Below are 13660 nucleotides of genomic sequence, written 5' to 3' on the forward strand. Positions count from 1 at the left end.
GAATTCTGGAGTGCTTTTGAAAGGCACAAGTTGAAAATCGTAAACGGTATTTGTAGAAGGCAAGGAGTTAGTTATTGTCAGCAATCCTTGTTTACAATGTTTCTCGTTCAAAATTTTCATTTGGTGATCATTTCATGACAATTCATACTGCCAAATGTGTCGTTTGAATTTATTCTGTATCATGCCCAAATTAATTGTGATTGCCGCATTAGCGTCCTCAAATCAAGTAGTTGGCAACCGTGGAAAACTGCCGTGGTCAATTCCGGAAGATTTGAGGCGATTTCAGCAATTGACGCTTCATCATACCGTTATTATGGGTCGCAAAACGTGGGAATTTGATTTGGAGAAACGCCCGTTAAAGCATCGATCACTCATCGTAGTGTCTTCGGGACTATCCGAGTCAACGCCGGGAATTGAAGTAGTGCGATCGCTAACGGATGCGATCAAGCGTTGTCAGGAGTGCGATCGCGTGTTTATTGCTGGAGGCGCATCGCTCTATGCTCAAGCGTTGACCATCTCGGAGGCTAATGTACCGATCGCTGATCAGCTAGAGCTAACCCTAGTAGATGGTCAGTACGAGGGAGATGTCTTCTTTCCGCCTTTTCGGCATTTGCTTGGCACGCACTTTGAGTTGGTTAAGGTAGAGCCGCGAGATGGGTATCGATTTGAAACCTACGGTAGGAAAGGGAGGGATGAGGGATGAGGGATGAAGTAAGTAAGGCTATTCTTAAGTTTGTTGAAAACTTTGTGTCTCATTGGGTTTCCATCTGACATTGAAGAAATTGAGATTGCAGCGCAAGTCAAACAGACTGACAAAACTAACAAAGCCTCATTGCTCCCTCATCCCTACCTCATCGCTCCCATCGTGTTCTTCCAGGCAAGTTCTCTACACAACACAATCAGGGCGCGTTCTTCGGCTCCCTTAAACAGCTTGGATTGGATCAGTTCTTCTAACACTTGATGGGTCAGTTGCACAGAAAATGTACCGCCACAGCGCAACAGATGGCTGTAATAGCAGAACTGCGATCGCCCGTCTTGATTGAGGTGAAACTGGTGAATTTCATCCATTGTCATTCGTCGCACTTCTGTATTCACCGGAACCACCACTCGCGGAATGCCCTGAACACCGTACTTTCTAGCGTTTGGTGCGGTTTCCACTGCCCCCACTAATACTGTCCAAAGCAGCGTTCGCACCTCCTGAATTTGGTCAGGCGTAAACAGGGGATCAGGTTCGCTCGTCAGCCGAACACCTGAGTTGAGAAACGCTGGATTGAGTAACTGCGAGTTGTATACTACGCCGACTGCCCAGTGGCGCTCGTCTTCCAACTTCACGAATGTGCCAAAGCCATAGTCGTCTGCCTGTGGCGCATCGATAAAATCCATCTGGTCATCGACTTGCACAATGTAATCACAGTGAGAATTTGACTTGACGACTTTGCCTAAGCGCATAGCAGTTCTCCATCCCTCAGAGGCATTCTACAGCGATGCGAGGGTTTGTACTACAAGTAAGAGAGAAACGTCTATGTTTTTCAGCTGTTTCTTCAGATAGACTGTCGTGATTTTCAGATTGCTCCAAGGCTAGAGGAGAAGAGATTTTTGCCTGTTTAATCTAATGAACGTAAGTTGAGGAGAACGCGAATCTGGTTGACGCAAGAGTAACTGCGATCGCAGATCAAGCCCGCAGAGGCTACGCCGCGATCGCGTCCTAACAAGCGGTGAAATTAAACGCATAACGTTATTCAAAGAAGACTATGCCTTGGTACGTGTACGTTGCTCACTTCTTTGCGGGAGTATTTTTAGCGAACGGGGTTCCTCATTTTGTGAATGGGATCTCTGGACATCGATTTCAAACTCCGTTTGCGTCTCCGCCTGCGGTAGGTGAATCATCGCCTATTGTGAATGTTGTGTGGGGAATGACCAATTTTGCGATTGGTGCTTGGCTTCTGTTAGGGATTGAAGCGCTAAGAGTGGGTTTCAATCCCGATACGATCGCGGTCTTCCTAGGTGCATTCATCATTGCCATTACGCTCGCATGGCATTTCGGTCGCGTTCGCAATCAATAGCTTTCGATGATCGTGCAATCTGAGATCAATCTATTTAGGACGGCTCCTTCGTTAAGGCGATCTCTTCAAGTTACCCGCAAGGGGTCACATCTAAAACTTAACTTTGCTTTCGGGTCTAACGAGCTAACCATGAAGTTGTGCGGCGATAACTGATTTTAATCACTCACAAATAACTTTTATTTCGCCGCACCAACGCCATGTTAGCCAACTCTCCAATAACGAGCGACAAGTTCCCGAATTGATTCTTGATCTAGGAATAGTAATGATCCATGAATACCACAGGGGATTTTGTAAATAATCTTTTCCTTTGCGTTTGACGTAAATCGTCCACTAATAGCAATAATGAAAGTCGAAATGTAGCGCGGTTCTGTGGATGCTACATCGTAGTAAGGCATTTTGAAAGCGTCGTCTGCTTGTCCAACAAGCTCATCTATAGCTGAGTTCACCCCTCCGCTGACATCACCTGCCTTTGCTTGAAGACCGTAATGACGTAAATTACCAAATGGTGTCAATTCAGAAAAAGTAAAATCTTTACCATATTCTCTTGCTCCTTGTATATACCTAACTGATAAAAAACCCATACGTCTCAGCAAGGGAGCAAGTACTTCCTTACAGAAGGCACGTTCATTACTGAAATACTCTGGTTTCCAAAGGATGCCACCTAATGCAATCTCAGCATCACGCATCAATTTCTTAAGAGTATCTGCACTTCTATGAATTGCCTCAGCTGCTGAACCTTCAATAAGAACTGTCCGTAATGTCAACCTCTTCCAATCATCCTCTAATTCAATATCACCTAGTGTAAGGGTACGAAAAAAAGGAAGCTGATCTTTGATTGCATTAAGGTATGTAGCTAAGCCCCAGGTTCCTTCCCAATATTTATTGGGTTGATGGCAAATATATTCGGCCACGAGTTGACCCGCACCTTCTCTATAGAACTCGATCTCATAGAATAGGAACGTACCAAATCCATTCGCACTATGAACTCGAAGTGTTAGCTCGTTTGGGAAACCATCGAAACAAGCTGTAGTAATCAAGTGTTGCTCACACTCAGCAAACACATGCATTTTCTCATCAATATCTACGATATCAAGTTCAATGTCATCAAGCAGAAGGGTTGGGTCTTCGCCTGATATATCAAGAGTAAATTTGGCAAGTGCAGGCTGTATCACGGTAATTTTTAAGAAAACTGGATTAGTGTGGCTAACTACTATTTCTGCCGTTTGAACTCCTTACAAACAGGATAAATACCCCTGGAATTATGCCGTGTGCAAACCGGATAACTCCCGTTTGTTTCGAATTTAGCCTGAATTCGTGCTGCATAGCTCCCTTATTTCGGGTAGTTACACGGAGTGACGCTCAGATTTTTCGATTCTAAGGTACTTCACCTTAATGAGTGTTCTTGATTAGTACTTGATGCAGACGCCCTAACCCAAAACTACTCTGTGATCGCTGGCACTCAATACCCTTGTACCTGCATCAAATGACCTTCGTCCCTCATTCAAATGACCTGGCACTAGAATCGGATGACGTTGGATCTCATTTAAACGACCTGAGCGCCCAATCAAATGGTCTAGCACCTCATTTAAATGACCTTCGCACCCCATTTGAATCATTCGGCAACTGAATCAAATCACCTGGAAACTGAATCAAATCACCTGGCTACCCAATCCAATGACCTGGCAACTCATTTAAATGACCTCGCAGATCAATCAGAGGCACTTCAAACAGAAAAGAATGTTCGCCTCAGCCTTGCCTATGCTTTGATTGCTCGCAATTTTTGATGTGACGCTCTGGCTCATTCCTAACTTCTCTAGCTGAACCCCCCTAGTTGTGCGATAAAATTTAAGCTCGCTTGCATACATCACTACGCCACCACACTACGCCATCGCCATGAGTAAGGGAACGCTATTTGATAAAGTTTGGGATTTGCACACGGTTGGAACCTTGCCGTCGGGTCAGACTCAGCTATTCATTGGGCTGCACCTGATTCATGAAGTCACTAGCCCACAAGCGTTTGCCATGCTAAAAGAGCGCGGATTGGAGGTGATGTTCCCAGACCGAACCGTAGCGACCGTTGATCACATCGTTCCGACTGACAATCAGGCGCGTCCATATGCCGATAGTATGGCAGAAGCGATGATGCAGGAATTGGAGAAAAACACGGCGGCAAATGGCATCCGGTTCTATAACGTTGGGTCTGGAAGTCAGGGCATTGTGCATGTGATTGCTCCAGAGCAAGGGTTAACACAGCCCGGAATGACGATCGCATGCGGCGATAGCCATACTTCGACGCATGGAGCCTTTGGCGCGATCGCATTTGGCATCGGCACGAGTCAAGTCCGGGATGTCCTCGCCTCGCAAACGCTGGCGCTGGCAAAACTGAAGGTTCGCAAAATTGAAGTGAACGGTACGCTGCAACCTGGCGTTTATGCTAAAGATGTCATTCTACACATCATTCGGGCACTCGGCGTAAACGGCGGCGTCGGATACGCTTACGAATTTGCCGGGACGACATTTGAGCAAATGAGCATGGAAGAACGCATGACGGTTTGCAACATGTCGATCGAAGGCGGCGCACGCTGCGGCTATGTTAATCCCGATCAGGTCACACACGACTATTTGCAAGGACGCACGTTTGCTCCTAGAGAGGAGGCGTGGGACAGCGCGATCGCATGGTGGAATGATCTCCGCAGTGATGCTGATGCAGTTTACGATGACGTGGTTGTTTTTGATGCCGATAACATTGCCCCTACCGTCACGTGGGGCATTACTCCGGGTCAAGGCATTGGCATTAACGAAGCTGTGCCTACCGCCGATGTGATGCCAGAAGCAGAACGCGCGATCGCAGAGGAAGCATACCGCTATATGGATTTGGAGCCGGGTCAACCGATCCAAGGCACCAAAGTAGATGTGTGCTTTGTCGGAAGCTGCACCAATGGTCGCATCACCGACTTGCGGGAGGCGGCTAAGTTTGCTCAAGGTCGCCATGTGGCAAAAGGCGTGAAAGCGTTTATCGTGCCCGGTTCAGAGCAGGTCAAAAAACAGGCGGAAGCAGAAGGTCTCGATCAGGTTTTCTTGACGGCTGGGTTTGAATGGCGCGAAGCGGGTTGCTCGATGTGTCTGGCCATGAATCCCGATAAGCTAGAGGGTCGTCAACTCAGCGCGTCGTCTTCTAATCGAAACTTTAAGGGGCGTCAGGGTTCATCGTCGGGGCGCACGCTGTTGATGAGTCCAGCGATGGTCGTTGCGGCAGCCGTGACCGGAGAAGTGACAGACGTTCGGGCGCTTATTTAGCCGTAGACACCTTTACTAATGCGCTCAGCGCTATCGTGAGGAGAAAAAGCTAGTGATCAAGGTGTTGCAACATTGCCAGGAGGTTGAGGCGGCGACGCAGCAGCTCCAGAAGTCCGGGCTGCCGACTCACATCACGACCGAGAAGAATTGGGATCAGTGGTGGCTGTATCAACTGCTGCACGATCAAGATCGGCAGTCTAGCCTTGTCGATCTGGGCTGCGGTGATTGCTGCACGCTAGACTTTCTGGCGGCGATGGAGTTTGAGAATTTGCACGGGATTGATCTACTCATTAAGCAGTCGCTACAGGATCGTCCCTATCAACTCCATGAAGGGGATTTAACAGCCACTCCGTTTGCAAATGAGCAGTTTGATGTTGCCGTTAGTGTTTCTGTAATTGAACATGGCGTCAATCTCGATCAATTTTTTAGGGAGGCACATCGGCTGCTGAAACCGAGTGGGCTGTTGTTTGTCACGACGGACTATTGGGAGGACAAAATTGCGGTGGAGTCGTATATTCAACCGTTTGGGCTATCTTGGACGGTGTTCTCGCAAGCCGAAATTGAGCAAGCGATCGCATGTGCCTCCAGTCACGGTCTGGTCTTAGATCGCCAGGTAGAAATTCCAGCTTGTGCCGAATCAACGGTTTCTTGGTACGACAAGCACTATACGTTCATTGCGCTCGTGTTTAGGAAATCTACGGAGCTATAGGAGTCCTTTTCTAGGTCAGAGCGATCGCTGAATAGATATTGAATGAGTTTTTCAGCCCTCAATTCTCAGACTGCTTTCATTTATCTATCAGTTTTATCTCAGTGTAGTAAGTCAATCTATTGATCAATGGCCGTTGACAGTCATTCAGTCAGACCATCATTGATTTATCTACTCTGAGGAGCTTCTATGAAAGGCTTAATCTATAGCGGGTTGTTTGCTCTTATGCTCACTACAGCGCCCGCAGCATTGGCTCAATCTACCAATGGGACTCAGGCACAACTTGCTCAAACTGAATCATCAATGGTGTTTAACTTCAGTGCGCCAATGATCACCAATTCGGGTGTACGAGGTAGCACTCACTTTATCCGAGTTGCCGTGATTGGAATGTCATTGGAAAACCTAATAATTTCCATTCCCAGCCAGATGGAGAAATTTAATGGAGTCCGGGTGATCGACCAGTCGGGTAAGGAAGTGCCATCCAAGATCAACTTGAGTCAGAATCGATTGGCGATCGCGTTCGATCAGCCCGTGGCTCCGGGAGGTTACTTACAAGTAGAGTTCAGAGAAGTGCAGATGAAAACCTCAAACGATGGAATTCTGCTTTACGGCGTAACGGGTCAACGGGTCGGACTGCGCGGCGATATTCCAATTGGCACAGCCAGGATTCAGCTTCCCAGTAGAAGCTAGTGAATTGTTGGGCGTCCCTCATGTCGCATCTAGGGCGTATGTCCATCCCCGTCAGAGGAGGAGTGGCTCGTTGCGGTTTCTCTGCTCGGTTGATTGCTGCCATGTCCATCTCGCGTTTCATCTACACGAATAGGTCTTGGAGATCGCTTAAACCGAGCCTCGGTTGACTTGATAACAATGTACAGCACAGGAACAATAAACAAGCTGAGAAACGTTGCTACAACCATTCCACCTACGATCGCGGTTCCCAACGATTGACGAGCCGCCGCTCCGGGACCTGTGGCAATCACGAGCGGAACCGCACCGACTGTCGTTGAAATCGCCGTCATCAGAATTGGGCGCAATCGTTCTCGTCCCGCCTCAACCACAGCACTGGCAATCCCCTTTCCTCTTTCTCGTTCTTCATTGGCAAATTCAACGATCAGAATAGAGTTCTTACTGGCCATGCCGATCAGCATGACAAATCCAATTTGGGTATAGACATCGTTTGCTGTGCCGCGCAGCACAACTGCTAGCAGTGCGCCTAAAATGGCGAGGGGCACCGTCAGCATAATAATGATTGGATCGATGTAGTTCTCATACTGCGCTGCCAACGTTAGGAAGACAAACACAATCCCCAATCCAAAAATAAAAACCGCAGCCCCGCCCGACTCTAATTCCTCTAGCGATAGCCCTGACCACTGGAAATCAAATCCGCGCGGCAACGTTTCTTGAGCAACCGCTTCCATTGCCTTGATAGCCTGTCCTGAACTCGATCCGGGGGCGGGCGCTCCGTTAATTTCAACAGAGCGAAACAGATTGTAGTGATTAATAATTGACGGACCGTTAGTTTGGGTGATCTTCACCAAGTTGCTCAAAGGAATCATCTGTCCGGGAGCCCCGTTTGTGCCAGCGCTGCGAACATAGAGCCGTTTAATGTCCTCAGGATTTGAGCGAAACTGGCGATCGGCTTGCACATACACCCGATAAGCGCGGTTGAACTGGTTGAAATCGTTAACGTAAGTAGAACCTAAAAAGATTTGCAGCGTGTTGAAGATATCTTCGAGTGAAACTTGAAGCTGAGTGGCTCGAACGCGATCGACCTCAACGGAGATCTGGGGTGTATTTCCATTGAAATTGGGTCGCAAACCAGCGAGCTGAGGATTTTGCGCCGAAGGATACGCAGTTGCTCGTGTGATAAATTTGCCCAGCGTCTCCCCGAGAGCATCAAACCCTAGACCCCTGCGATCTTGCAAGTGAAACTCGAATCCGCCAAAACTGCCAATCCCTGGGACAGCGGGCAAGTTAAAGGGAAGCACCGTTGCCTCCTGAATTGAGGCCATTTTAGGAAACAGTCCAAAGGGTTGCGGAAAAAATCCACCAATGATCGCAGCAAGCGTTTGATTCGCGCCTGTTCGTTCTTCCCACGGCTTTAAGGTTGTGAAAATCAAGCCGTTGTTAGGAGTTGCGCCTCCAAAACTAAATCCGCCCACCGCAAAAATGTTCGTCACTTCGGGCTGTTCTTTCAGGATAGCTTCAGCTTTCTCCAACACTTTTTCTGTGTAATCGAGCGATACGCCTTCTGGTGCCTGAACGACGGTAATAAAAATGCCCTGGTCTTCATCGGGAATGAAGGCTTGAGGAACAAAGTTATACACAAAATAGGTCAGCGCCAGTGCGCCTGCAAAAACGGTCAGGACGAGTCCTTTCCGACGAATTGCTCGGTTGAGATTCCGACCATAGCTTTCGCGAGTTTTATCGATCGCCCAATTAATTCGATTGAAAAACCAATTATCACGAATCGGCATTTGCCTTGGTCGTAACAGCAACGCTGACAACATCGGCGTGAATGTGAGCGCATTAAACGTGGATACCGTAATTGAAAACGCGATCGTCAGCGCAAACTGTCGGTAGAGTTGCCCCGTTGTTCCCGGAAAAAAGGCAACCGGGACAAACACGGTAATCAGAACCAGCGATGTCGCAATTACAACACTAAACAGCACGTCCATCGAGGCGATCGCGGCTTCCCTCGGTCGCAGTCCCGCTTCAATCCGGCGAGTAATGTCTTCGATGATCACAATGGCATCATCAACCACCAATCCAGTCGCCAGCGTCAATCCAAATAATGTCAACGTGTTGATCGAGAAGCCCAGTAGTTTAACAAAGATGAATGTGCCAATAAATGCAATTGGAATCACAATCGAAGTAATGAAGGCAGCTCGCCAATCTTGTAAAAATAAAAACAAGATGAGGACTACCAGAATCACGGCTGCAATCAGTGACTGCACCACCTCTCTAGCGCCCGCTTCAATGAATGTAGTGGTGTCAAATGCAATCGCATACTTCATCCCCGGCGGAAAATTTACCGCAAGCTGCTGCATTTCTTCTTTAACTGCTTTGGCAACATCTAGCGCATTACTGCCAAACTGCTGGTTGACGCCTAGCCCGACTCCTCGGTGAGTGATTCGATCGTTGGGCGTGAACCGTAGCACCGAACCATAGTTTTCTGCACCCAGTTCTGCCCGGCCCACATCTCTCAGCCGAACGAGTGTTCCTGTGTCAGTCGTTTTGACTACGACATTATTAAATTCTTCGGCGGTTTTGAGTCGTCCTTGGGCAGTCACCGAATATTGATACTGCTGTCCGGACGGGGCAGGCGGCTGTCCGATTTGCCCTGCCCCCACTTGTAGGTTTTGCTGCTGGAGTGCCGTTACGACCTCTTGCGGTGTAATAGCTCGGCTAGCCAGTCGCTCAGGATCGAGCCAAAGTCGCATGGCATAGGTGCGCTCGCCAAAAATCTGCACTTCGCCCACGCCTTTAATCCGCCTAACGGCATCGGCAAGGTAAAGGTCAGCATAGTTGCTCAAGTAGATATCATCGTAGAGATCCTGTCCCGTTTTCTGGTCACGCTCGGCATACAGCCCGATCGCTAACAGAAAGTTGTTATTTGTTTTTGTCACCTGCACGCCTGTTTGGTTCACAGGCGCTGGCAATCGCGACAGCGCAGTAGAGACGCGATTTTGAACATCAACGGCGGCGAGGTCTTGGTCGCGCCCTAAATCAAACGTCAGGGTAATGTTGCTCGTTCCCGTGTTGTCACTCGTAGATTTGATATACCTGACACCGGTAATGCCGTTCAATTCCCGCTCTAGAATATTTGTCACGGTCGATTCCACAACTTCCGCATTTGCGCCGACATAGTTTGAGGTAACCGTGACTTGAGGGGAGGCAATCTCTGGGTATTGCGCGATCGGCAACGTTGGAATACAAGCAATTCCCAACAGCATGATGATGATCGAACAAACGGTCGCAAAAACGGGACGCTTGATGAAGAAATTAGAAATTGACAGAATCATGATGCCAGTGCCTGTAGAGACAACTCCAATCCCTATTGAGCTTGCGCTCCATCCGAGATCGGCGTACAGTTTTGCAATTGCAGAATGCCAGCCGTTACAATGCGATCGCTCTCACGAATCCCTTCTAAAACTTCTTGATTGTTGCCGACAATCTTGCCTAGCTGGATCGGCTTTTGGGCAGCAACGAGTTGATCAGGACTTACTTCAGCGGCTGGGCCTGACGGCGACTGAGCCGGTGCGGTGCAGCCCGACTCCTTAAACGGAGCCGCAACGAACATGAAATCTCTTCCGCCTAAGCGAGAAATCGCGGTTGTCGGCACGAGGATGCCCGGGCGCTTACTCCACACCACTCTGGCGCGAACAAATTGCGACGTGCGAAATTTGTCTGCGCCATTCTCAAACCGTGCCTTAACCTGCACCGACTGAGTAGCCGGATCGACATTCGGCGCAATAAACGAAATCCGCCCGGTTTGAATCTCTCGGCTTTGATCGTCTAGCAGTTTCACAGGCAACCCCAGCCGCAAAGCAGAAGAGCGCTCCAATGGAATCTGAATTTGAATGTCTAACTGCTCATTTTGAGTAATGTTGAAAAGCTGGGTGCTGTTGCTGACTGTGTCTCCCACCTTGACCGGAATATCGCTGACCGTCCCTGAGAAGGGGGCAGTAATCGTGTAGTACTGCAGTTGGGCTTGTCCTTCGGCAACATTTGCCTGGGTTTGCTCAAAAGCGCGTTGATTCCTCAGCACTGTTGTCTTAGCGCGATTGATCGCGGAGCGTTGTGCTTGAAGTTCTGCTTCTGCTTCTCGTAGGGCGGCTCGCGCCGTTTGCAGAGCATTTAGCCGCTGGTCTAGAACTTGCCTACTGGTTGCCCCTTGGCGCTGAAGCTCTAGATACCGATCATACTCTCGCTGATTTAACTGCACGTTTGCGACGGCTGTCTCGCGTCGAGCAACAAGCGATTGTAAGGTTTCGTTGGCGTTGTTTACATCTGCTTGAGCCGATTCAATCTCAGCCGCCGCCGTCTGAGTGGCAGCTTGACGACTCGCAACCTGGGCACGTTGTTCAGCCGCGTCAATTTGCAGGATCGGTTTCCCTGCTTCCACTCGATCGCCAGGTCTTACATAGATGGCTGAAATTTGCCCTGAAACGCGGGGTTGTAGCGTCACAGACTGTCGCGAGTCTAGATTTGCGGCATAGTCTGAACTATCTTCGATGGTGGCTGTTTGAGGATTGGCGAGCGGTACGGGGGTGGGCTGAGCCTTCATTTGGCTTGCCATTATCATCGGCAGAATGAGCCGGTTAAACACAATCCAGCCGACTCCACCCACGATCGCTAACCCAATTAGGGCAGGAAGGAGAAATCGCCGCCAGCGTGGAGGCGGAGTTCCCTGCTTGGAAGACGGGATGTCTACCTCAGTAGGAGTTTGAACGGTCAATTTTTGATTGGTTTCTTCGCCATTCATGAATTGTCCAGCCTGGTCTGGTGTGGAAGTACAATCGGAGCGTTAGAAATTGAACCCTTTAACTGAGCAACAGGACTAATGTAGCAGTACGGCAACTGTTTGTAGTACGACAACTGTTTATAGCGAATTGGCTGCTACCGGCAAAAACTTCTCCTCATGTACAAGTCAGGTTTAAGGCGAACCTAGACAAACATTACCCCATCTAAGACACTATCGTGAAGTACCCACCTTGCTTCGCTGAAGTGCAACTGCCAACTGAAGCTAACAAGAACGGTCTTATTCATCTTTTGGGGTTTTCGCTTCCTTTGCTGCTACCACGTTGCTCTACACTTATTACGAGCAGCGTGTTACAAGTTTTTTTCAGCCGTGCGAGTGGGTAACCAATACAAGCTTACCAGGTTCATGCGCTGGTTCAAAGAGGGAGGTTCAAAGAGGAAGTGGCAATCCACTTCGTTGCCTTGCCCTTCATCCCTTTCCCTACTGAATTCCGCATTGGCGCTTCACTGTTGCTCCCTATGCCGTCGAAAGGAATTTTTAACTCAATCTGTTCCAGTTACCCACCATTTCCTTCACTACCGTAGGCTTGCCATGCTAGATCGACTAAACCATTGACGATCGCAGCCGCAACCACGGCGCTTCCTTTACGCCCTTGCGTCCGAATATGCGGAACTAACGATTCTTCTAATCGAGCTTTAGCGAGATCGGCATCAATAAATCCCGCAGGAGTCGCAACAACTAGGGCAGGCTTAATTTCTTCAGCGTCAATCAATTCAACCAAAGCAGACAAGGCAGTCTGCGATTGTCCGACGACAAAGATTCCTTCAGGATAGCGACGAGCTAAGGTTTGAATGCCCCATGCGGATTTTGTTTTTTCTTTCTGAGGCCGAGTAATTGCCTCTATGCTGCAATAGATTGGATTTGAAAACGTGGTTTGAATTGTGGTATTAATGCCAACTTGCACCGTGGGCACATCAACAATGATGGTCGTCCGCGCGGCGAGAGCGGCAGCCCCAGACTGCAATGCCAAGTCAGAAAAGTGAATTAGCGACTTGTACTCAAAGTCTGCCGTGGCGTAAACGACTCGCCGCACAATCTCATATTCTGCGGGTGAAAGAACGTGATCGCCAATTTCGCGATCGATGATTGCCAAACTTTGCGCGTCTGTTACGTGCCACTCCATATTGTTTTAGATGATTTGTTTTAGATAGGGCTTAACCTGTAGTCTGAATCGCAAAAAAGAGGGTGCACGCGATGAAAGTACCCTTAGTTTGTGATTGACAGTTTGTGATTGACTTTCTCAGTTTACCCGTGGCGTCTCAACTTAATGCATTGATGAGATTATATTAATGTTGCGAAGCGCGAATTACCTCGAAACCTTCAGGAATTCTGAAATCTAATAGCAAAATATCTCTGTGTCGATCGCTGAGATTCCAAGCTTCATGCTCTGAGGTGTCATCAAACACCATCCCCTTTCCGTTGACCCACTGCTTGATCTCTGTTGCGACTCGCATGGCACACTTTTCAGGTACATCCAACCCCAAGTGGCAGCGAAACACATTAGTCGGTTTACCTGCATGAGGAACAATATGTGCCCCAGGAGCAAGCCGGGAAAAGCCTGCCGTAATCATACCTGGAACAGACTTAACCAGTTTCGCAGTCTCCGGGCAAAGCTCGCAATTGACATCAATCTTGACGCCGAGAAAGTAGATGCCAAAAATTTCCCATCCAGTCCTCTTTTGAAGAAGATATTTTTCTGGATAGGGAACGAAATCGTTAGACCCCAACCGATCTAATTCGGCTCTAATTGTCTGCCAATTTTCTTCAAGTCGCGATACAAAGTCAAATTGATAGGGGTCGTAATACACTATGTTGCTCCATCACACAGACAGGGGTTAGGAGTAAATCTCCTCTACAGATTGCAATTGTCTACGAATCGCGATTGGCTGTGCCAAGCTCCGAAGGATCGTCGGGTAAAAACGGTTTCCAAAAAATCAGACCCACCACAAACCGAAACCGATTCCAGCTACCTCGAATGCGACTGGAGATGCGCCAAACAAACCGCACGAACTCTAGCCCTTGCGCAATGTCGTCTCGTAGAGTGGTTTT

11 protein-coding genes and 1 pseudogene are annotated in these 13660 nt (G+C 48.6%); 5 read left to right on the forward strand and 7 right to left on the reverse strand.

The genetic code is table 11. The features are described from left to right. Positions 1-181 precede the first annotated feature (181 nt). Complete coding sequence (locus tag AC5JLB_RS14505) at positions 182-703, forward strand: dihydrofolate reductase (protein WP_495874537.1); 522 nt, start codon at positions 182-184, stop codon at positions 701-703. Between the two features lie 143 nt (positions 704-846). Here AC5JLB_RS14505 and AC5JLB_RS14510 read toward each other — a convergent pair. Continuing rightward, positions 847-1458: pseudogene (locus tag AC5JLB_RS14510) on the reverse strand (DUF8166 family protein); the annotation flags it as partial. Positions 1459-1751: 293 nt separating this feature from the next. On the opposite strand from AC5JLB_RS14510, the gene AC5JLB_RS14515 reads away from it, so the two are divergent. Continuing rightward, positions 1752-2063, forward strand: a complete 312-nt coding sequence (locus tag AC5JLB_RS14515) for a hypothetical protein (RefSeq protein WP_495874538.1) — start codon at positions 1752-1754, stop codon at positions 2061-2063. A gap of 200 nt (positions 2064-2263) precedes the next feature. Here AC5JLB_RS14515 and AC5JLB_RS14520 read toward each other — a convergent pair whose 3' ends face one another. Beyond that, complete coding sequence (locus AC5JLB_RS14520; protein ID WP_495874539.1) at positions 2264-3235, reverse strand: hypothetical protein; 972 nt, start codon at positions 3233-3235, stop codon at positions 2264-2266. Positions 3236-3956: 721 nt separating this feature from the next. Here AC5JLB_RS14520 and leuC point away from each other — a divergent pair. From leuC to AC5JLB_RS14535, 3 genes are all read left to right on the forward strand, one after another. Continuing rightward, positions 3957-5360 (forward strand): 3-isopropylmalate dehydratase large subunit, encoded by a 1404-nt coding sequence (leuC, locus tag AC5JLB_RS14525; protein ID WP_495874540.1) that lies wholly within the window; start codon positions 3957-3959, stop codon positions 5358-5360. A 52-nt stretch (positions 5361-5412) separates the two neighbouring features. Continuing rightward, complete coding sequence (locus AC5JLB_RS14530) at positions 5413-6069, forward strand: class I SAM-dependent methyltransferase (protein ID WP_495874541.1); 657 nt, start codon at positions 5413-5415, stop codon at positions 6067-6069. A gap of 186 nt (positions 6070-6255) precedes the next feature. After that, the gene (locus AC5JLB_RS14535) at positions 6256-6756 is read left to right on the forward strand and encodes a hypothetical protein (protein ID WP_495874542.1); all 501 of its coding nucleotides are present in this window, start codon (positions 6256-6258) and stop codon (positions 6754-6756) included. 29 nt (positions 6757-6785) lie between these two features. Here the strand turns inward: AC5JLB_RS14535 and AC5JLB_RS14540 are convergent, their stop codons facing one another. From AC5JLB_RS14540 to AC5JLB_RS14560, 5 genes are all read right to left on the reverse strand, one after another. Next, positions 6786-10091 (reverse strand): efflux RND transporter permease subunit, encoded by a 3306-nt coding sequence (locus AC5JLB_RS14540; RefSeq protein ID WP_495874543.1) that lies wholly within the window; start codon positions 10089-10091, stop codon positions 6786-6788. 32 nt (positions 10092-10123) lie between these two features. After that, complete coding sequence (locus tag AC5JLB_RS14545; protein WP_495874544.1) at positions 10124-11554, reverse strand: efflux RND transporter periplasmic adaptor subunit; 1431 nt, start codon at positions 11552-11554, stop codon at positions 10124-10126. 553 nt (positions 11555-12107) lie between these two features. Continuing rightward, positions 12108-12734 carry a precorrin-8X methylmutase gene (locus AC5JLB_RS14550; protein WP_495874545.1) on the reverse strand — a complete coding sequence of 209 codons (627 nt, stop codon included), beginning with the start codon at positions 12732-12734 and terminating at the stop codon, positions 12108-12110. Positions 12735-12897: 163 nt separating this feature from the next. Continuing rightward, entirely contained in the window at positions 12898-13419 is a 522-nt protein-coding gene (locus tag AC5JLB_RS14555) for an aspartyl/asparaginyl beta-hydroxylase domain-containing protein (protein ID WP_495874546.1), read from the reverse strand. 61 nt (positions 13420-13480) lie between these two features. Further along, a partial coding sequence (locus AC5JLB_RS14560) for a hypothetical protein (protein WP_495874547.1) occupies positions 13481-13660 on the reverse strand: 180 nt, incomplete at its 5' end.

This window comes from Myxacorys chilensis, assembly GCF_059505265.1.